Annotated in this window: 20 protein-coding genes; 13 read left to right on the plus strand and 7 right to left on the minus strand. The window is 61.4% G+C overall.

Features of this window, described 5'->3' with window-relative positions:
- Positions 1-104: 104 nt before the first annotated feature.
- Together RA302_RS26475 and aztD are read left to right on the plus strand one after the other, a co-directional pair.
- Complete coding sequence (locus RA302_RS26475; RefSeq protein ID WP_037126447.1) at positions 105-1562, plus strand: APC family permease; 1458 nt, start codon at positions 105-107, stop codon at positions 1560-1562.
- 686 nt (positions 1563-2248) lie between these two features.
- Positions 2249-3496: a zinc metallochaperone AztD gene (aztD, locus tag RA302_RS26480; protein ID WP_037126444.1), complete on the plus strand. Its 1248-nt coding sequence runs from the start codon at positions 2249-2251 to the stop codon at positions 3494-3496.
- Positions 3497-3879: 383 nt separating this feature from the next.
- Here aztD and RA302_RS26485 read toward each other — a convergent pair whose 3' ends face one another.
- Positions 3880-4347 carry a VOC family protein gene (locus tag RA302_RS26485; protein ID WP_030536456.1) on the minus strand — a complete coding sequence of 156 codons (468 nt, stop codon included), beginning with the start codon at positions 4345-4347 and terminating at the stop codon, positions 3880-3882.
- A 102-nt stretch (positions 4348-4449) separates the two neighbouring features.
- Between RA302_RS26485 and RA302_RS26490 the strand changes: the two genes are divergently transcribed.
- The 6 genes from RA302_RS26490 to RA302_RS26515 all read left to right on the plus strand — a co-directional run bounded on the left by RA302_RS26490 (position 4450) and on the right by RA302_RS26515 (position 10105).
- Positions 4450-5424, plus strand: a complete 975-nt coding sequence (locus tag RA302_RS26490; RefSeq protein ID WP_030536455.1) for a WYL domain-containing protein — start codon at positions 4450-4452, stop codon at positions 5422-5424.
- Between the two features lie 122 nt (positions 5425-5546).
- A complete protein-coding gene (locus RA302_RS26495; RefSeq protein WP_051720855.1) occupies positions 5547-6752 on the plus strand; it encodes an MFS transporter in 1206 nt (401 codons plus the stop codon).
- Between the two features lie 102 nt (positions 6753-6854).
- A complete protein-coding gene (locus RA302_RS26500; protein WP_003939850.1) occupies positions 6855-7523 on the plus strand; it encodes an FCD domain-containing protein in 669 nt (222 codons plus the stop codon).
- 21 nt (positions 7524-7544) lie between these two features.
- Complete coding sequence (locus RA302_RS26505; RefSeq protein WP_230587573.1) at positions 7545-7973, plus strand: hypothetical protein; 429 nt, start codon at positions 7545-7547, stop codon at positions 7971-7973.
- Between the two features lie 119 nt (positions 7974-8092).
- Positions 8093-9457: an HNH endonuclease signature motif containing protein gene (locus tag RA302_RS26510; protein WP_070159787.1), complete on the plus strand. Its 1365-nt coding sequence runs from the start codon at positions 8093-8095 to the stop codon at positions 9455-9457.
- Between the two features lie 99 nt (positions 9458-9556).
- Positions 9557-10105, plus strand: coding sequence for an SMI1/KNR4 family protein (locus RA302_RS26515; protein WP_228401412.1), 549 nt, complete (start codon positions 9557-9559; stop codon positions 10103-10105).
- Positions 10106-10118: 13 nt separating this feature from the next.
- On the opposite strand, the gene RA302_RS26520 is transcribed toward RA302_RS26515, so the two are convergent.
- Positions 10119-11000 carry a DUF4190 domain-containing protein gene (locus RA302_RS26520; RefSeq protein WP_030536008.1) on the minus strand — a complete coding sequence of 294 codons (882 nt, stop codon included), beginning with the start codon at positions 10998-11000 and terminating at the stop codon, positions 10119-10121.
- Positions 11001-11175: 175 nt separating this feature from the next.
- Here RA302_RS26520 and RA302_RS26525 point away from each other — a divergent pair, with 175 nt between their 5' ends.
- The 3 genes from RA302_RS26525 (at position 11176) to RA302_RS26535 (ending at position 14004) form a co-directional block, all read left to right on the plus strand.
- Entirely contained in the window at positions 11176-11880 is a 705-nt protein-coding gene (locus RA302_RS26525; RefSeq protein ID WP_030536009.1) for a TetR/AcrR family transcriptional regulator, read from the plus strand.
- A complete protein-coding gene (locus RA302_RS26530) occupies positions 11877-12614 on the plus strand; it encodes an SDR family oxidoreductase (protein ID WP_030536010.1) in 738 nt (245 codons plus the stop codon). The genes RA302_RS26525 and RA302_RS26530 overlap by 4 nt, the downstream gene beginning before the upstream one ends.
- Before the next feature lie 82 nt (positions 12615-12696).
- On the plus strand, positions 12697-14004 hold the full coding sequence (locus RA302_RS26535; protein ID WP_030536011.1) for a serine hydrolase domain-containing protein: 1308 nt from the start codon (positions 12697-12699) through the stop codon (positions 14002-14004).
- A gap of 19 nt (positions 14005-14023) precedes the next feature.
- Here RA302_RS26535 and RA302_RS26540 read toward each other — a convergent pair whose 3' ends face one another.
- The 3 genes from RA302_RS26540 to RA302_RS26550 all read right to left on the minus strand — a co-directional run bounded on the left by RA302_RS26540 (position 14024) and on the right by RA302_RS26550 (position 16353).
- The gene (locus tag RA302_RS26540; RefSeq protein ID WP_003943056.1) at positions 14024-14860 is read right to left on the minus strand and encodes a DUF1206 domain-containing protein; all 837 of its coding nucleotides are present in this window, start codon (positions 14858-14860) and stop codon (positions 14024-14026) included.
- Between the two features lie 61 nt (positions 14861-14921).
- A complete protein-coding gene (locus RA302_RS26545) occupies positions 14922-15323 on the minus strand; it encodes a hypothetical protein (RefSeq protein ID WP_020971062.1) in 402 nt (133 codons plus the stop codon).
- Between the two features lie 58 nt (positions 15324-15381).
- On the minus strand, positions 15382-16353 hold the full coding sequence (locus RA302_RS26550) for a serine/threonine dehydratase (protein ID WP_037126245.1): 972 nt from the start codon (positions 16351-16353) through the stop codon (positions 15382-15384).
- A 167-nt stretch (positions 16354-16520) separates the two neighbouring features.
- On the opposite strand from RA302_RS26550, the gene RA302_RS26555 reads away from it, so the two are divergent.
- Positions 16521-17159, plus strand: a complete 639-nt coding sequence (locus RA302_RS26555; RefSeq protein WP_030536013.1) for an NAD(P)H-binding protein — start codon at positions 16521-16523, stop codon at positions 17157-17159.
- Positions 17160-17191: 32 nt separating this feature from the next.
- The gene (locus tag RA302_RS26560) at positions 17192-18109 is read left to right on the plus strand and encodes a nuclear transport factor 2 family protein (RefSeq protein WP_225320166.1); all 918 of its coding nucleotides are present in this window, start codon (positions 17192-17194) and stop codon (positions 18107-18109) included.
- A gap of 36 nt (positions 18110-18145) precedes the next feature.
- On the opposite strand, the gene RA302_RS26565 is transcribed toward RA302_RS26560, so the two are convergent.
- Positions 18146-19312, minus strand: a complete 1167-nt coding sequence (locus RA302_RS26565) for an alkane 1-monooxygenase (RefSeq protein WP_030536015.1) — start codon at positions 19310-19312, stop codon at positions 18146-18148.
- 420 nt (positions 19313-19732) lie between these two features.
- Positions 19733-20716, minus strand: coding sequence for an ABC transporter substrate-binding protein (locus RA302_RS26570; RefSeq protein ID WP_030536016.1), 984 nt, complete (start codon positions 20714-20716; stop codon positions 19733-19735).
- Between the last annotated feature and the right edge of the window lie 16 nt (positions 20717-20732).

The raw sequence follows: 20732 nt of genomic DNA on the forward strand, positions 1-20732 counted from the left end.
CCATCTCCTGAGGGCTATCCCGATCCTCACACGCGCGATCGCGGCCGATCCCGGCATATAGCCCCTGCCCGCACTCGACAGTGCACAAATTCAAGGACGCACATATGAATCACTCGTCGAATAATGCTGTAGCACAAACTGATACGGAGTCCATCAACCTTGAATCCGGCCATCTCAGCCGCCTTCAACTGACCTCGCTGGCCATCTCGTCAATGATCCCTGCCGTCGGCATGGCGTCGTTTCCAATGCTGCTGGTCCTCAACGCAGGACTCGGTGGTTGGGTAGCTGCTCTGCTCGCAGCGCTGACAGTCATCTGCGTCGGCAGAGCAGTAACCGTCTTCGCTAGCCGGTATGTCGCCTCCGGATCGCTCTACTCCTACGCCGGCGAAGTATTCGGGCGATGGGCACAGTCACTGATCGCAGCCTCGTTGTTCCTCGGGTATCTGGCGATGGTCGCAAGCATTTTGCTGGTCATCGGCGCGTACAGCGGTAGCTTCCTGCAATCTATCGGCATCGACGGCGGCCTCGATCGCCCTGCACAAATCGCGATCTACCTCGCCTCCGCAGCAATTGTCGCGGCGATCACCTGTCGCGGCCTAGATGTTTCGATCGTAATCGCGGTCCTACTCACCGCGATTTGTCTTCCACTCTTGCTGGCCATTACCGGGGCGAGCGCGATTCACACTGGTCTACATCTGCAGGAACAACTGACTCTTCAGGGCGCGTCCGTCAGCGGGATCGTGGCCGGCATCGCATCCGGAACTGCGTTCCTGGTCGGTTTCGAGGGGAGCGCGGCCCTGGCCGCGGAGACCCGCGACCCGAAGAAGAATGTGCCGGCCGCCGTGATGAGTGTCCCCATCGTGCTTGGAACCTTGTACGTGATCGCAACCTTCCTACAGGCACCAGGAATCACGGAGACGTCCGACCAAATCCTTTCCGGCACATCATCCCCCGCCGCCCTGGCCGAGAATGCGGGCTTACCGACCGCAATGGGACAAATGACGGACCTCGTTGTCGCCGTAGCGACCTTCGCCGCACTGATCGGATTCGTCAACTACGGATCCCGCTTCGTCGCCACTCTGTCAGCCGAAAAGCTTCTACCACAAAGGTTCACACGCATACACTCCCGATTTCACAGCCCTGTTTCCGCAATCCTGCTGATCATTCTCGGTGGCCTCTTCGGCATTTGCACTTTGGTGATCGGCGTCACGGGCCCACTTCCTTCCATCTATAACGCAGTGTCAACTCTGGTCGTCTATTTCTGGGTGAGCCCATACGTCGTCATCAGCATAGGCGCCGTGATGCTCCTCTTCCGCGAGCGCGCAGCCACCGCCGTGACAATCGCAGCACTGATCGCCGGTGCCGTCGCAACCTCATGGATCTATCTCAACGGAATCTTCTTCCCCGCACCGTCTCCAGTCAGTGCCATGTCCTACGTTGCGCTCGCAACCATCACGCCGGCCACTATCGCCTTTTACCTGATGGGGCGTCGAAGCCACGCTGACGCCTCCCAGCCGCCACCTCACCTGAACTCGGAACGAGCGACGGCCCGAGAGCAGTAGACGAACCTCAAATTCAAGCCACCAAACCGGCTTCCCCGTCGCGAGGCACGGGCCCACCGGTGCATGAAGACCACGCCGCCTAACCTGCACTGGAACTAAAAGCGGAAGCGCCGTCGGCGCCAATTTGCTCGAGTTGGATCAGTGGGCCAAAGACATGGTCCTTGAAGCCGTCGCTACGTCGCGTACGCGTCATCCTTCGGGCGCAACCCTTCGGCTACTACGCGTGCGCGGCAGCCAACAACGCTGTGGCGCATGGAATGCCCTTCGACCATGCACTCACTGACGGAGACCTTCGGATTGATACTGAGCGTTCCGGATTCCTGATCAACACCGAATTCGGAGTCCTCGGTATCAGTCCGACATCAGGACCCACATACTCGAACACCGGCCGACCTGGGCGGAAATACACACTATGCCCAGGCCTGCTGCCAGCCCTGGAATCCTGGGTCATGACTGACGCCGACGGCCATGATCCAATGTCGAGGCGTTCGACGCGGCTGATTCCGTACGCGGCAAAAGAATCGCAGGCATGTTCTCAACCGCTCAATATCGGAACGCCCATTCTGGGAACTCGTGTTCGGGGTCATCGGCTCGCGAATGCTCGAGCGCGGTGCCCACGCCCGACATGCGAACATTCGCATACTCGACTTTGACAATCATTTACATTAAGCAGTAGATCTATAGCCATGCACCTCAACACCCGCATGTCGCGGCGCCTCACCCTTGCCACATCAGTTGGCCTCTCACTCGCCCTCGTCACGGGCTGCTCGTCCGACAACAAGGACTCGGCCCCGTCGGAGACCACCACGACAACCGCGTCCGCACCCACCGAACAAGCCTCGGCAACACCGCGTCTCGCAGTCTCCTACGACGGTGGCGTCCTGGTGCTGGATGCAACTTCGCTCGACGTGGTCGGCGAGACCAAGATCGACGGCTTCACGCGACTCAACCCGGCCGGCGACGGTCGCCACGTCATGATCTCGTCGGGTGAGGCGTTCAAGGTGCTCGACACCGGCACGTGGTCCTCAGCCCACGGCGACCATTCCCACTACTACACAGCCGATCCCGCGATGTCCGAGGTCGAGTTCGCAGCCAACGAACCCGGACACGTCGTACGCCATGCCGGAAAAACCGTTCTCTTCAACGACGGCTCGGGACTCGTCGAGATCTTCGATCCGGCGCAACTGGCAAAACGCCAACCCCGCGTCGAGACGTACACCACGCCAGAACCCCATCACGGCGTTGCGGTCGCACTTGCCGACGGCAGCCTGTTGACGACCATCGGAAATTCGGAGTCCCGCAACGGCATTGCCATCCTCGATGCCGACCGCAAGGAAATCCTGCGCAACGAACAGTGCCCCGGTGTCCACGGCGAAGCAGTCGCTGCCGGCGAAGCCATCGTGCTGGGCTGCCAGGACGGGTTGCTCGTGTACAAGAACGGAGCGATCACCAAGGTCCAGAGTCCGGATGCATACGGCCGCATCGGAAATCAGGCAGGCTCGGAGGAGTCGGACATCGTGCTGGGTGATTACAAGACCGACAAGGACGCCGAACTCGAACGTCCGCAACGGGTCTCGCTGACCAACACGACGACGTCCGAACTTAAGCTCGTCGACCTCGGCACCAGCTACACCTTCCGCTCACTCGGCCGCGGACCACACGGAGAGGCACTGGTGCTCGGCACCGACGGCGCCATCCACGTCATCGACCCGAACACCGGCGTCGTCACCAAGAAGATCGCCGTCATAGACGCATGGACCGAGCCCACCAAATGGCAAGAGCCCAGGCCCGCGCTCTTCGTAGAAGATCACACCGCTTACGTCACCGACCCAGCGTCGAAGAAGCTGATCGCAGTCGACCTCGAGGACGGCAGCATCCTGACCGAGACCACTCTCGATCACGCCCCCAACGAATTGACCGGTGTCACCGGCTGATTCAGATCCTCACCTCAGGCCCCCATCTCACACCGAGATGAGGGCCTGAGCCGTTCTCGTGCTTCGCCTACTGACCAGGGAATCTCATACCCAGGCAATCCCCGAGGTGCTACGACGCGCACCTCAGAGAATCGAAGCCGTTGTCGCCAGCTCTGCTGGAGCTGAGCGATGAGCAGGACCACGATTGACCGCGGCACAAGTCAGCATGGAATAACTCCGTGTGGAGGTTCGTTGGAGATGGTGTCGGTGTTCGGTTCTTTGCCCCGGGTACCACCCCAGAATTGCCACTTCGAGTGGCCACTTGCCGAGAGGCGCAAGACGGGCACCGACGCGCCGGAGCCGCTGGACACCTTTTGGTGCCAGCGGCTTTGTCGTCTGAATGATCAGGCCGGGTTTTCGCCGGCAGCGACGTCGAGGATCCACGTCACCCCGAACGCATCGGTGAGCATGCCGAAACCGGGGCTCCACGCCGCGGCGGCAAGACCCTCGATGATCGATGCACCAGCAGAGAGTTCGGCCCAGTAGTTCTGCACCTCTTCGAGGGTTTCACCGCGAACCGAGACGAAGAACGGTTGGTCGGTGATCGTGGTGCCGTTCTCGCGGTGTGTCGAGCCTGCGTTGCCGGCCGAGCCGCCCGACTGTCCAGGGATGTCGTATGCCATCACACAGAAGCCGTCCTCTGTCTCCACCTGGCCGAACACGACGTTCTCAGCGCCGGGCACCTCCTTGGGCATCCCGAAGTCGCCGTAGGTTGCGATCGTGACCTGGCCACCGAAGACGGACTGGTAGAACTCCAGAGCCGCGCGGGCGTCTCCGCGGAAGTTGAGGTGGGTCGTTGTCTTGATGCTCATGTCTGCTCCTGGTACGAACGTCGCTCGGGTTTTCCCTGACAACGTCGACTCTCACAGCCGTATAGGACTGTTTTCGTCCTAGACTCGTCGTAGTCTCACCGCATGGCGACCACCACTCGACTCTTGAATCTGCTGTCCCTCTTGCAGACGAGACGCGACTGGCCGGGCGCTCTACTCGCCGAGCGGCTCGACATCAGCCATCGCACGGTCCGCCGCGACATCGACCGGCTCAGGGAGATGGGTTACCGCATTGCGGCGACCATGGGCCCGGACGGCGGATACCGACTCGACGCCGGCAGCGAGCTGCCACCCCTGCTGTTCGACGACGATCAGGTCATCGCACTGGCAGTTGCGCTGCAGGCGGCGACGCTGACCGGCGTCGGTATCGAAGAGGATGCGGTTCGAGCGTTGACCACTGTGCGGCAAGTGATGCCGTCGCGTCTGCGCCATCGCCTCGACGCGCTCACGTTCACCACGATTTCGGCCGGTTCCGGCGACGCAGACTCCGTGTCCCCAGAGGTGCTCGTAGCGATTTCCGCTGCAGTCCGCGCTCGCGAGGTGTTCCGCTTCGATTACTCGAACGACCACTCAACCGACAACAGCGAAATAACACCCCCGCGCCGAGTGGAGCCGCATCATCTGGTGACCTCCAAGCGTCGCTGGTACCTCGTCGCGTGGGATCTCGCGCGAGACGACTGGCGAATCTTCCGCGCCGATCGCATCACCCCACGCACCCCGAACGGTCCCCGGTTCACGCCGAAGGAAATCCCCGGCGGCGACGTCAGCGAATACGTGTCCGCGCGCTTCAAAGGATCGGAACATATCAACAATTGGCCGTGCCACGGCAAGGTCGTTCTCCATCGACCAGCCAGTTATGTTCTTCCCTTTGTCGGGGACGGCATCGTCGAAGAGCTTGGCCCCGAGCAGTGCAGTCTCGAAGCCGGATCATGGTCTTGGACGGCGCTGGCAGCCTCCTTCAACCAATTCGACACCGACATCGATGTCGTCGGCCCGCCAGAACTTACCCACGCTTTCGCGCAACTCGCCGCCCGCAACGCCGCGACTGCTGAGAGTTAGTCAGTCGTCTCGAATGAGATCCAGGTCTCCAACGCAACCGTGCGCCCGCGGGTTCGTGATAGCTTTCAAGTCCTCAGAGGACCTGAGGACTTGAAGACCTGAACGAAGGGATGCCCAAGGAGATGAAGAAGGGGCAAGTTGCATTTCTCACCGGCACACACGTCGTGAACGATCTGTACCAGGGGGCTGTGCCTGCGCTGTTGCCGTTCATGATGCTCGAACGCGGATATTCCTATTCCGCGGTCGCCGGAATCACGCTCGCCGCGACCGGACTATCCAGTGTCGTGCAACCTGCATTCGGCATGCTGGTCGATCGAAAGAGCCGAAACTGGCTGGTACCCACAGGTTTTGTGACGGCCGCAGCAGGCATTGTCGTGGCAGCGATGAGCACCACCTACATCGTCACTTGGCTGGCAATTGCCGTGGCCGGCATCGGCATCGCCGCATACCATCCTCCCGCCACAAATTTGGCACGCGCGGCTGGAGGTCATTCACAGAAAGCCATGAGCGTGTTCTCCGTGGGCGGTACGTTGGGCGCCTCGCTGGCGCCACCGTTTGTCACGCTCGTGGTTGGCTCACTCGGTTTGTCCGGCGGCTATCTACTCGCAGTTCCTGCAGTGGTGGCGGCTATTTGGTGGATGGTCGCCCAGTCGCGATCGGCCAACACGGGTGCGGCCGAGTCAGCCCAGTCGTTGAGTGCGCAACTGGCAGCGAACGGTCCCGTGTCAGACGATTGGCGCTCGTTCACACGACTCGTGCTGGTAACGGTCTGTTGGTCAATTCCGTACGTGACCACTCTGTCGTTGGTCTCACCGTTCGTGCTCAACGCACTGAACGGATCGTCCTCGAGCGCTGCAATCGTGTTGTCCTCCTTCACATTGGCAGGAGCGGCCGGAACGCTACTGGGAGGAGTCCTCGCGGACCGTCGTGGTCGACGCGCATCCATCCGACTCGGCTACCTGCTTGCGGTACCTTCACTGGCACTGCTCGCTGCCGCCCCGCACGTCGCAGTTGCCGAATTGGGAATCGTCTGTCTCGGATTTGCTATGTTCCTGCCCTTCGCGCCACAGGTGACATTGGCGCAGGACTACCTACCGAATCGCCCCGGCACAGCAAGTGGGGTGACGCTCGGACTCGCGATGTCCGTGGGGGGCATCGCATCTCCGCTGTTCGGCTACCTGGCAGATCACTTCGGACCGCGCATGGCGATCGGGGCGACAACTGCAGTGCTGTTCGTCGGCGCCGTCATCGCATTCACCTTGCGCGATCGACGACTCGACCCGGAAGACGAGACGGAGCGCGAACTGGACAGCATCGCCCTTCGATAAACCGAAAGACGGCCCCGTAGTCTGAAGATTCATCGGAGGACATGAAGTATTACTCGGTGAGCCGCTCCATTGCGGTTCACCGAGTCAGTCAGGAGCAGTCACATGGCAGTGCGCCAGATCAAGCAGCAGTCGCTGGTACAGAAAGCCGCGGACGAACTTGCGCGCCTCATCGGCGACGGCGAGTGGCCTGTCGGGACCAAAATCCCGAACGAGCAGGATCTGAGCACACTCCTCGGAGTCGGGCGTTCGACCGGCAGAGAGGCCGTTCGCGCACTGATTGCGTCGGGCCAGCTCTACTCGCATCAAGGGTCCGGCACCTACGTCATGTCCTCGACACCGGTCACAGAGCTCGAGAGAGAACTCAAACGCTCGGACCGCCGCGAAGTCTACGAAGTACGCAGACTTCTGGAAGTGGAAGCGGGCCGCCTGGCTGCCATGCGCCGGACTTCCGCCGACGTCGATCTGTTACAGGCAGCACTCGAAGCCCGTGAAAATGCTTCGACACCAACAGAATTTGTCGACGCTGACATGGAACTACATCGCGCCGTGGTGAATGCTGCGCACAACAGCGTGTTGTCGATGGTGTTCGATTCATTCATCGAAACGCTCCGCAACTCGGCCCTCGACGTGATCACCGACGTCGCGGCGCGGGACCCCGAATCGATCGACGACGAAGCCGCTGCCCACCGAGATCTAGTGGAAGCCATCGTCGCGGGTGATGCCGACGCTGCCAGCGCGGCAACGCGCAGGAACATGGACGGGCTCGACTGACCCTCTCTATCGTTGTCAGGCATGACGTCCGCATCGCTCCCTCCACGCGGTCTCCGGATCGGTCTGTCCGCCATCGCGTGGCTAAACCTGCTCTCTGCGCTCGTAGGAATGGCGGGCCTGACGATCGGCGGCGGGATGGGCCTGCCTCCTGAGTGGATCGAGGGAACCGTCTTCCCTTCATATTTCTGGCCCGGAATCCTCCTCGGCGTTGTCGTCGGAGGCATCCAGGCCGCCGCGCTCTTCGCTCAGCACAACAGGTTCCGTCTGACGTGGGGCCTGCACGCGGCCGCCGGCCTGACCATGATGATCTGGATCTTCGTCGAGATCGCCATCGTTCTCGCCTGGTCGCCACTGCAGGGCATCTTCTTCACCACCGGACTAGTCCAGACGATCCTCGCCGTTCTCGCACTCGGCGCCTGGCCTCGCCCCTTCCTCCAACGAGTCGAGTAGCGACGGAACCTGTTCTCGGACAATAGAATCACGACGGCCGGGCCCACCTCACCTTCTCGAAAAAGCCCTTGACTCGAAAGTATGTTCGAGTATGATGGGAGGTGGAACGGGGGGTTCTCATGACGATCAACATCACCGACGAAGATACTGTCACCGACGTGGTCAACAACTCCGCCGTGGGTGTGCGCGGACGATTGTGGCGGCTTCACCCCAGCGACGTCCGCGAGATCGCCATCACCGCGTCAGCGGAAATCCTTCGCCTGGAAGCCATTCGAGTGGCCGCTGTCGACACCCTGACGTTGAACCCGGACGAACAAGTACTCTGCTACCGCGGCACCGGACAATGGCTCGCGAACCACACCATGCTGCAGATCTCCACCGGCAGAAGAATCGCAGCCCTGGGCAAAGCGCTACGGTCGTTTCCCGAGATCGAAGACCAATTCGATGCCGGTGACCTCACTTTCGAGCACGCAGCACTGATCGTGGCGTTCTGCGAATCCCCACCCAAGGCAATGCCCGACGCCGCACTACCGTACTGCCGCGACACACTCCTCGCCGCAGCATCGGGAACCGAAGCAACCACCGTCAAACTGCGCTACGCCATCAGCGTCCTCGAGCACATGTTCGAATCCGACGACCCACCACCAAGCGAAGACACCGACCGCAACGAACTGCGCATCTCCCCCACCCTCAACGGAAGAGTCGCCGTCCGAGGCGATTTCGACGGAGTGACCGGCGAAATGCTTCTCTCCGCCCTCTCCAACCTCTCCATGCCCACCCCCGCCGAAGACGGCACACCCGACAAACGACCCGCCGCCACACGCAACGCAGACGCCATGGCAGAACTCATCCGGCGCTACCTCGACAACGCTGCCACCGGCATCGACGGCGGCCAACGCCCACACCTGAACGTGCACATCAACGCCAAAGACCTGGCCTACCACCGTGAATGCGCCACAACGGGTGATGGCTCAACACCTGTCCCCTCCGAGGACGACGATCCCGGCATGCTCGATCTCGACTTTCACGATCTCGACAAACAAGATCTCGATGTCGGCCACATGCCCTGGATGGGACCACTGAGCGTCGGCCGCACCCGCATGATCGCCTGCGACTGCATGCTCTCCAGCGTCCTCCTCGACGAAAACGGTGCCCCACTCGACGTCACCCCACTCAAAAGGCTTGTCACCGCAGCACAACGCACCGCCCTGATCGCCCGCGACAAAGGCTGCGCCTTCCCCGGCTGCGACTGCGTCCCCGCCTGGACCGACGCCCACCACATCCAACACTGGGCCAAAGGAGGACCAACCGTCATGGACAACCTGGTCCTACTCTGCCGAACCCACCACACCCTGATGCACCGAAAACCCGGATTCACCGGCAAATGGGAAATCCGAATGGGCACCGATCACCTGCCCTGGTTCATCCCACCACCGGGCATCGACCCCGACCGGAAACCCCTCCGCTCCACCACACGACTCTGAACCCGGAGGTCACCGAGCAAACGCCTCGGTGACCCATTCCGGCGTGCTTCGATAGCCGGAAAGGGCGGCACGGTATCCCCTATTGCTAGCGTTGAGGGTGTGTTTGCACAGGGAACCAACGCGCTGACGGTAGACGGCCGACCGACGCTCGCGCATATCGATTTTGCCCTTATGGATTCCTATCGATTTCCCGACCGGCAGGGCTTCCCCGATTCATATCGCGCATTCATCAGGCACGCAGGTTGGGCACGGACATTCGGACTCTGGCTCATCTATCCGCCCGTCCTTCCCGGATTTGCGGACGGCTGGCAAGGGCGCGCCCGCAACCTCACCGCCCATCTTCATTCGGTCTACAGAGAAGGACAGGATGACGAGTTCGATTGGATGATCGAACCCGACGGCGATTGGTCACTCCCCGACTCGCTGCAGGTTTTCGGATGGAGCGAAAACGGTGACGCCCTCCTGTGGGACACAGCATCACGCGACACCGACGGAGAGTTTCCGGTTTGGGAATCACGCTCGTTCAACTCTCTCCACCGCCTCGGCGGGAGCATCCACGAAGCACTACCGTCCATTCGCACCCGGGCTATGGGCCTGTTCGGACCTCGCACCTCCGACATCGAGCCACTCCAGCCCACCCAACTCTGACGCGCGACCCAAATTATCGATAGGCCGCGGACACAGCCACGAATACGACACCTACGACGACGACCAGGGACAGATAGCCGAGAACGAGTCCGGCCACTGCCAATCCGCGCCCACTTTCGCCGGAACGGCGAATCTGGTTCAACGACACATGCCCCACTGGAATAGCAAGAACTCCACCGAAGATTCCAAGTACAAGTGCGACGATGGCCAAGGCATTCGTGCCGACCGCTGGTCGCGCTGGATAGCGCGCTGCAAGTTGATCTGCGAGTACCGGAATCCCGTCCGATGTGAAGCCCACTTGTGCAAAAACGGGTTGGCCATCGGCGGTGTAGCCGACCACCCCAGGGAGCGGTGCCGCCACCTGCCTGACAGGCCCGAACGTCGAACGAAGGCTCCTCCCTAACAGCAGCGCCGCGGCCATATACAGCAACAGCCCCGCCACAGATCCGGCTATCCAGGCTCCACGAAACGCCGGCCCGTCGACGTCGAGGATCCTCCCCGCCGCCCTCACACCGGATCCTGCTGCACCGACCGCGATACTCAAATTCACTGCGCCAGGAATAACGGCAAGCATGGCAATGGCACCGACACCAAGCGACAATGCCGGGCCACCGCGTCGCCGCCACGCCAACGAACTCATCAGCGCTGCAAACAAAGTCACAGCGGTGCCCAGAAGCCCAGTCACAAATCCGACAACGACTCCCGTCTCGAAGTCCCCACCTAGATGACGAGCAACCCACTGTGCCCAGGCCCGCGCGAATGGCGGCCCGAGCGTCAGCGAGACAACGACCGTTGCAACCGCAGCGCACGCCACGACACTGATGACCCGCAGAATCCACCCCAGATAACCGGAATGCGAATTATTCTGCGCAACAGTAGTTTCCGAGTCGATCACCAGGATTCCTTCGTTCAGAGTGTGAGAACAGAACGGCTCTAGCTGTCACTCCACACAGAACCGTGGCCGGACCGGCTCACTCATCTGATCAAGTTCTGGCGCCTGTGTCTGTAGTTCGTTCGCACGACCAAACCGGCGATAGCAACGATTACATATTTGTGTTAGCGTTGTTTCCATGGGTTCGAGAGCAAAGATTCTGGCCGCGGCAACCGAGCTGCTCAACACCTCCCCCAACGGCGACATATCCACCCGCGCCGTGTGCGAGATGGCCGGCGTCGGCGCCCCCGCGCTCTACCGTCAGTTCGGCGACAAGGACGGTCTGCTCGCAGCCGTCGTCGAGGCGGGCTTCTTCGAATACCTCGAAGGTAAACGCGCTGCGACACCTTCCGATGACCCCGTTGCCGATCTACGGGCCGGCTGGGATGCGCACACCGCCTTCGCGCTCGCGCATCCCGCTCACTACCGCTTGATGCACTCACCTTCCGCCCAGAGCGCCGACACCGCCCTGCAGGCTCAGGCGCTACTTCGATCCGTTCTCGAACGATGCGCTGCGGCAGGTGTTCTGACCGTATCGGTCGACGTGGCTACGCAGATGGTGATGTCCGCCAATGCGGGCGTCGCTCTGATGCTCGTCGTCAGGCCGGAACAGTACCCCGATCCGACGCTGTCACAGCGAGTTCGCGACGGAATCTTCGCGTCCATCATCGACGAATCCGGCGCCCACCCGGAAACCTCACTCAACAGAGTTGCATCTACTCTCGACGCCCAACTGGCCGCCGCAGATTCAACTTCTCTCTCCGCCAACGAAGTCGGCCTACTACGAGAGTGGCTTCGCAAGCTGTCCGATGCAACCGAAACCAGTTCAGGAGTTACATCATGACTGACACCACCACCCGCGTCGCCATCGTCACCGAAGCTTCCGGCGGCATCGGGCGAGCGACTGCAGAGAAGCTCGCCGCCGACGGAATGGCTGTCGCCGTGCACTATTCAGGAAACATTCAACGCGCCCAGGAAACAGCTGACGCCATCGTCGCTGCGGGCGGTCGCGCCATAGCGGTGCATGCGGACGTCGCCGACGAAGGTGAAGTCGCCGCACTGTTCGATACGGTCGAGGAGGAGTTCGGGGGCATCGACGTCGTCGTCCATGCAGCCGGAATCATGATTCTCTCCACCGTCGCAGAACTGAACTTCGACGATTTCGATCGGATGCATCGGACCAACGTCCGAGGGACCTTCGCGGTCGACCAGCAGGCAGCCAGACGTGTCCGGCGCGGTGGTGCGATCATCAATTTCTCCACCTCCGTGAAGAAGCTGGCATTTCCGACTTATGCCGCGTACGCCGCCACCAAAGGTGCTGTCGACGCGATCACTCTGGTTCTCGCGAAAGAGCTACGGGGACGCGATATCACGGTCAACGCCGTAGCCCCAGGCCCCACGGCCACCGATCTGTTCCTTGACGGGAAAGACGAAGCTACAGTGGAGAACCTGTCCAAGCTGGCTCCCCTGGAACGCCTCGGCACACCGATGGACATCGCGGAGGCTGTCGCATTTCTCGCCGGCCCAGCTCGTTGGGTCAATGGCCAGGTCATCTACGTCAACGGCGGCGTGATTTAGCGAAACCATCGCCTAAGGACCACACCTTGGCAATTCCGACAAAACAGTCAAACCAGTCGACTTTGGTTGTAATGTGCAAACAATGGATAACCAGGATCGAGGGTCCGCCCGGACGTCACGACGACAGTTCATCAGCGTTGCAGGGCTGGCGGCAACCGCGGTCATAACCCTCGCGACCTCCTCGACCGCCGGCGCCGCCGGCCCCACGGCACCCAATCCAGGTTCGCGGGTCGGCGATCCTGCTGAAGCCCAAGCGGTGCAACGCGTCGCAGAGACACTGCTGAACAGCGGCGTTCCCGGCCTTGCCTTCGCTATCGTCAAACCGGATGAGAAGAACCGCAAGGCGAGTGTCACCACTACGTACCACTACGGCCAGGCCGACGTCGAAAACGGCGTGAGAGTCACTCCACGAACGCAATTCGAGATCGCCTCGGAGACCAAGACCTTCACCGCTGCACTACTGGCGAAACTGATCGCTCGGGGAGAAGTCGGATTGGACGACCTGGCGAGCAAGTATTCGGATGGCAACCCGCTGCCGAAAGGCATCGGCGGCGAGGAGATCACGCTTCGCCAACTGGTCACCCACCGTTCCGGCCTGAGCGACGACCCGCCCAATCTTTCGGCGGGGTGTGCCGATCCCACACGATCGTGCACGGACGAGAAGGCGAAGTACACCAGAAATATGCTCTGGAAAGGACTCCAAGACGCCGGCGCCTTGGAGTTCGCCCCCGGTAGCCACTGGCTGTACTCGGACTTCGGGTTCGGACTGCTCGGCACACTGATGGCCGACAAAATCATTCCGGGACAAGAGAAGCCACCATTCGCGGCGGCAGTCGCCCGCGAAATCACCGACCCGCTCGGGATGATGGGTACCGTGATCGAGACCAAAGCAACCGACCTTGCCGTTCCGTACCACCTCGACGGCACACGAGCGCCTCTGTGGAACAACACGGGTGCGATCGCAGGAGGGGGTGGGCTGGTCAGCACCGCCGAGGACATGTCGATTTGGGCTGCAACAACTCTCGGCTACGGAAACAACCCGCTCAAACCAGTCCTGACCTCGATGCTCGAGCAGATCGACACGCAAGCTCCGGAGAATCCTGCATTCGGAATGGGAATGGCGTGGCAGCTCCAACCCCCGACGCCGAACTTCCCACAACGGTTCGCCAAGAAAAACGGAGATAGCTCGGGATCCAACTGCATCACCCTGCTGGTTCCCGACAGCGACTGGTCGATCACGATTCTGGCGAACGGTGGAAATGCGGCGATGATCGACCCTGCAGCCGTGAACCTGATGCATGATCTGGTTCCGAGACGACCCATATTCGGTAGCTCGACGGGAAGTTCGTCGGGCAGCGACGTCGGCTTCCAGACCGGGTCATTCGGATAGGCCCACTTGCCTACAGGCGCTACATCTTCGTCGAGCGCGCCATCACGAAGCAGTAGAGCCCGTAGGTGATGATGCCCAATCCGGCAAGGATCAGCAGCGCCACTCCGTACGGCTGCGCGCCCAGCGTCTTGAACGCTCCGTCGAGTCCGGAGGACTTGCCGGGTTCGGAACTGTTGACCGCAAGAAGAACCAGAATGCCGACTGCAGCGATGGCCAAGCCCTTGGCGACGTACCCGACGGTTCCGAGTCGGCGCACGAAATTGCTGGGTGTGCCTTTCAGATCATCGAGGAAGTTCTGGCTCGCGCCCTTGTACACGTGGTACACACCAACGGCGATGATCGCGATCCCGCCGATCACCAATGCGATAGTTCCAAGCGTGTTCTCCATCAAACGCGCCGTGATCCCCGCACTCTGACCGCTGCTGGACTTCCCGCTACCGCGGGCGAATCCGAATGCAGTGAAAGCAAAACCGAAATAGACGAGCGAAATGCCCAGAGCCTTTGCGCGGTTGAAGAACTCTTTCTTCTTGTCGTCAGAGGACGGCGACGACGAGCTTCCCAACGCAGCTTCGGCCAATCTCCACAACGCCATGGCAAGGAAGGCCACGACGCCGACCCACAGAGCGAAGACACCCCCTGGCTTTCCTGCCAACTCGGCCATCGCACCCGATTGGTCCGCAGACCCGGATCCACCGAGAGCAAGGCGGATCGCGATATATCCGATCAGCAGATGAACCACACCGCTGACGACGAATCCGGCACGGGCAAAGCGCTCGAAGACATTGTTCTGTGCGACGTCAGCCGCCGTGGACGCGACGCTCTTCTGGTCGTGCGGTGACGATTCTTTATTCATCATGATCGTCGAACCATATACGGGCAGACGCTTCCCTCGAACGCCTGCATCAAGTGTTTCGAGATCAAGGGTTTCGAGGGTTCTGATCCGGCGTCGACCGCGGTTCTTCGGGGTTGGGAACCTTGGGGTCGATCGTGTCTGCATGATCTCGTTGCTGGTTCAGTTCCTCGCGAGAACTCGTCGCCTCTTTCCGATGCTGCGCTGCATGATGTTGCAGCGCAGACGCTTCCGCCGCTTTGGCGTCGGCCTCTGCCTGCACCATGCGCGCTTTGGCTGCTGTCTCTTCTGCCCGCGCCTCGCGCTCGCCTACTTGCAGTGACTTGTCTGCGACGTCTTCGCGGATCTGTTCTGCCTCGATGTGACGACGCTCGTCACGCCTGTTTCGCGCCACCCACAGGAGTGCGGCCACGATCGCTATCACCACGACCACGGCAACAATTATCCAGATAATGCTGCTGGTACTCATACTGCGAGAGGTACCCACCTGCGACTTTCTCACACGCAGGCAAACAAATACGCTGAAATTACAGGTCGGTCGGATGTGTGTTGGCTCCGCATAAAACCACGCACAGTTCACCGTCGGACGGCGGCGACACCGTTCCGTTCAGAACCGGAGCCAATGCTGCTGCGGTTCCCAACTCCACCAGAATCCGGAACTCCCGCCACAGGAATGCCCGCGCCTGTCGGATCGAATCATCTTCGACCACAACACTGTCTACCGAACTCTCATGCAGTGTCTCCCAGGCGATGGCACCAATTCGTGTAGCCCCCAACGAGTCTCCGGCGATACTGTTTACTTCGATATCCACCGGACGCCCCGCATCGAGCGAGGTGTGCAAGGTGGCAGCTCCGGTCGGCTCGACGGCTACCACGTGATCTTCGGGACGAGCCGCCGCGACGATTCCAGAGACCAATCCGCCGCCGCCGACTGCAACGCAATACGTGATCGGTCCGGATGCGTCGTCTTCGAGCTCGAGAGCGATGGTGCCGGCCCCACTGACGATGTCGGGCAGGTCGTAGGCATGCAGTTCGAGCGCACCGCTGGTGCGTGCGATGTCCGCCGCAGCGGCAGCAGCGAGTGCATACCGGTCGCCTACCTTGTGAACGGTTGCACCCAACTCTCCGAGAGCCTTCACCTTGGCATCAGGCGCTGTCTCCGGCACCACCACTGTGCAGGTGAGTCCTCGTCGCCGCGCTGCCCACGCGGCCCCGATTGCAGCGTTGCCGCCAGACGCGATCACCACGCCGGCATCGGGCATGGTGCCGTCGGCGACCGCTCGTTCCACTGCATTGAGACTGCCGCGCACTTTGAAGGAACCGCCGTGCTGGAGGTACTCGAGCTTGAACAGAACCGGTACCTCACCCTGTGGCGTCGGTAGCGCAGTGCGAAAGATCGGAGTACGCCGCGCCAGTCCCGCGATACGAGTCCGCGCAGCTTCGACGTCCGAGCGCTCGATTGCCACTGGACCTGCATTGTTGTCGGCGGTGAGAGTCATGTACCAACCCTACGGTTCGCAACGTCGACCCGAAGCAGTCGGCCCATCGTCATCATGATGTCTGTTTTTCACCAAGGAATGCCCGCATCTGACCGAGACAATGCACCTCGAGGTGAATAAATTTACTACTACAAGCACAACGACGACATCAAGGAAAGGCACACCCCATGTCGAAGATCGCAGTATTCGGTGGAAACGGTTTTGCAGGAAGCGCAATCGCGAAAGAAGCCGCTTCACGCGGCCACGAGGTAACCGTCGTCGCTCGCAGCGCGCAGTCCGGAACCGACACGAATGTCGTGCAGGGTTCTGTTCACGACAACACGATCGTGGAGCAGATCACGGCAGACAACGACGTCGTTGTCGTTGCCATCCCCGCTCGCGAGATCGACGGCAAGCGCCTGCTCGACGCCGTCACTCCCCTCGCAGATGCCGCCGCACGCAACGGTGCTCGCATTGCCGTAGTCGGTGGCGCCGGCAGCCTGTTGGTCTCCGAGGGTGGGCCACGCGTCGTCGACACCCCCGACTTCCCGGACGCATACAAGGGTGAGGCACTCGCTCACGCCGACGTCCTCGATGCGCTCCGCGCGACCGACAGCAATGTCGACTGGTTCTACGTGAGCCCGGCCGCTGCGTTCGGTGCCCATGCCGGCGTCGCCCCGAAGGGATCGTTCCAGTTGGGTGGCGACATTCTCCTGACGGACGCCGAGGGCAACTCCGCCATCGCGGGCGAAGACTACGCACACGCTTTTGTCGACGAGATCGAGACTCCGGCCCACCGTCGCCAGCGTTTCACCGTCGCACACTGAATATGAGCAACCTTCGTAGGCGCGCAGCCTGGATGACTGTTCCCGCTGCCGCCGCACTCCTGCTCACCGCGTGCTCCAACGACGCGGAATCCGCAACGCCCAGCAGTTCTACGACGTCCACGAGCGTTGTTGCCGAACAGGGCGATCAACTCGAATCCAACAAGACCGTCGTCACGGACTTCTACGAACTGGCGTTCAACGGCCGTCAGGTTCAGCAAGCCGCCGACCGGTACCTTGGCGACGTCTACATCCAGCACAACCCCACCGCCGCCGATGGGGCAGCCGGATTTGTCAGCGGCATAGGCGGTTACGTCGAGGCCACACCCGGATTGCATGCCGAGATCACTCGCGTTTTCGCCGAGGGCGATCTGGTTGCCCTCCAGTCCCACACCACGTCTGCACCCGGCGACCGCGGCCAGGCGGTATTCGACATCTTCCGCGTCGACAACGGCAAGATCGTCGAACACTGGGATGCCATTCAAGACGTGCCGGAAACGTCCGCGAATCCGAACACGATGTTCGACGGACCCACCTCGTCGCCGTCCAAGTCGTCAGAAGTCTTGGAGCGCAACACGGCCAACGCGTTGACGTTCCTGCAGCTCGCCTTCAACGAAGGCAAAGCCGCCGAGGCTGCCGACCAGCTGGTCGGTCCGACCTACACGCAGCACAACCCCTCGTTCGCTGACGGCAAGGACGCATTTGTCACCGCACTGGCCGGGATCGAACCCGTTACCGAAGACAAGGCCACCAAGTTTCCACGGACGGTAGCCGAGGGCGACTTCGTCTTTGTTCAGACCTTCGCTTCGTCCGGTGAGGGAACGGCCGGCAGCGGCTCGATGGACATCTTCCGATTCGACGAGAACGGCAAAATCGTCGAGCATTGGGACGCCGTCCAGGACTACCCGTCGACGACTGCAAGCGGCAACACCGTGTGGGACGACGGTCGCTGAGACGGCAACTCCGAACAGTTCAGAGAGGGATGCGGATCAGCCGACGTTGATTCGTTCTGTGTCGCCGTCGTAGTAGTCCAACAATCTCTGATCCATCACCCGGCGCCACAGCGGTGGAATCCACGCGATCACGATCATCACTGCGTAGCCGGCCGGAAGTTGCGGCGCTTCGGCCGCGCTACGCAGACTTTGGTACCGCAGCTTCGGGTTGGCGTGGTGATCGCTGTGCCGCTGCAGTTGGTAGAGAAACAGATTGCTCACGACGTGATCGCTGTTCCAACTGTCAGCGGGGCTGCAGCGAACGTACGAGCCGTCGGCACGCTTGCCACGCAGCAGGCCGTAATGCTCGAGGTAGTTCGCGGCTTCGAGGAAGGTGAATCCGGCAACTGCCTGCAGCAGGAGCCAGGGCGCGACCTCCCAACCGAAGATACCGATCAGCGTCGCGAAGAGGACAACACTCATCGCCCAAGCGTTGAGAATATTGTTCTCGAAGCTCCAGGTTCGTTTGCCTTTCCTCTGGAGTCGAGCGCTCTCGATGCGCCATGCCGAACGCAGCCCGCCGAACACACTTCGTGGCAAGAACCTCCAGAAGCTCTCACCGAACCGTGAGCTGGCCGGGTCCTGCGGAGTAGCTACACGCACATGGTGGCCGAAATTGTGTTCCACGTAGAAGTGCCCGTAGAGAGATTGCGCAAGCGCCACTTTCGCGAGCCACTGTTCGATCTTCTCGCTCTTGTGGCCGAGCTCGTGGGCCGCGTTGATACCGACGCCGGCGACGACGCCCACCGTGAACGACATCGCGATCTTCTCCGCGATTCCCATCGGAGCGTTGATCCAGCACCAGCAGGCGAAGACCAGACCGGCGTATTGCAAGGGGAGGAACGCGTAAGTGCACCAGCGGTAGTAGCGGTCCTTCTGCAGTCGTGGGATCGCATCGTCCGGCGGACTTTCGCCGTCTTCACCGGCCAGCATGTCGATGATCGGGATGACGATGACCAGTAGCCACGCGCCGGTCGCCCAGAACAATCCGAGACGAAGGTTGTCGACGAGAAACCAGGAGATGAACGGGCTGAGTGGAATCAGCAATCCGAGCGGCCACAGGTACCTCTTGCGGTCGCGCCAGCGCGGATTTTCGCCGGACGGCGAGTCGGTGTTCTGGACAGCGTTCGATTCGGTACGCCGTGCGTCGGAAGTCGCTGTCATTCGCCGATCTCGCCTTTCGTCCCCTCGAACGATTCGCCCCACGCACCGTTCACGCTCAGCAAACCAGAACTAATGCCCGGACGGGTATGGTCCCGAAATCCAGAGCGCCCTGCTCGAAAGACGGCACGAGCGCTTGTACTCACCAGAAACTCCCCCGCACATCACTGCTCACCCCGACAGTAGATACGGACAAAATACCCCACGGATCTGCGGGGATGGCGACCACCTCCGCACGTCGCCGAGGATCGATGATCCCTGCCAAGGCAAGGTCGAACCGCGTCGCCCTCGTCGAAGTAACGGTAACCGGCAGTGACAGAAATCATAAGCAGAGGACAGGATTTCCGCTCGTAGTGGCGACCAAAAAGACTGCGCGCCCTCAACTGGTCAGTTGCGGGCACGCAGTGAAAAGGTGAGCAAGCGTCAGAGCGTTGCAAACACCTTCGTTTTCACTTCGTTCAGCCAACCGTTCGCGGTCACGAAGTCTGTGACGCTCGACTGCAATCCGAAGACGTGCCCGGCCTGCGCCGCCGGCAGCCTCGTGAAGAGGTTGTCGTCGAGGACCGCCTGAACCGCCGCACTGGTCGACCCGTCCGCGTTCAGCGGATACAGCACGACCGTCACGCCGTTCAGGATGTCGGCCAACTGCTCCATCGGATAGGACGCGTATCCGGCATCGGTGTAATTGGTCGGAACACCGGGCCCGTACGCCAATCCGAGTTCGTTGACCACCAAATTGCCGATCGCACCGGTGGGCTGCTGAACCGAGAAAGCGCCGGGCGCGTCTCCGAGTGAAATGTGAATCCACTTGTTGGTCGCGATCACGTCGGCGTACTCGCCACGGACACGTTCGAGATTCTCTTCGTAAGCAGTCCGCGTCGACTCGAGCACGTCGGTCTTGCCAATTGCCTCAGCAAGCTCGGTGGTGATCTTCTTCCAGTCGCCTCGGCTCTCTCCCTTGACGATGACGGTGGGTGCAATGCCGGACAGACGGTCGAACGCCGCTTGGTCCACCTCGTCGGCGTCGCCGACAATGATGTCGGGATCCGCCGCAGCGATCGCTTCGAAGTTCATTTCCCCGAAAGGCCCGATGGTCGGGAGCCCGTCGACGAAGGCCTGCTGCTCCGGCGTGAATTCACTGATCCACTTGCCGTAGTCCTGCACAGCAGCCGGTTTCACTCCGAGGGACATGAGCTGCCAAGGAGTGTCGTACGACGCGGCGACGACGCGCTCCGGTGAAACCGGAACCTCGATGTCCCCGTACGCCGACGCGACGGTCCGGACGTCCGTCTGCTCGGAGTCGGCCGACGACGAGGAACAGCCGGTCACCACCATCGCACCTACGACGGCAACCGCCGCCGCTGCAATGACTCTGGAACCGAAAGAAAATGATCGAATTGCGCGCACGCAGAACTCCTACAGG

The sequence above is a fragment of the Rhodococcus sp. DN22 genome, from assembly GCF_036669995.1.
Lineage (GTDB): Bacteria > Actinomycetota > Actinomycetes > Mycobacteriales > Mycobacteriaceae > Rhodococcus_F > Rhodococcus_F erythropolis.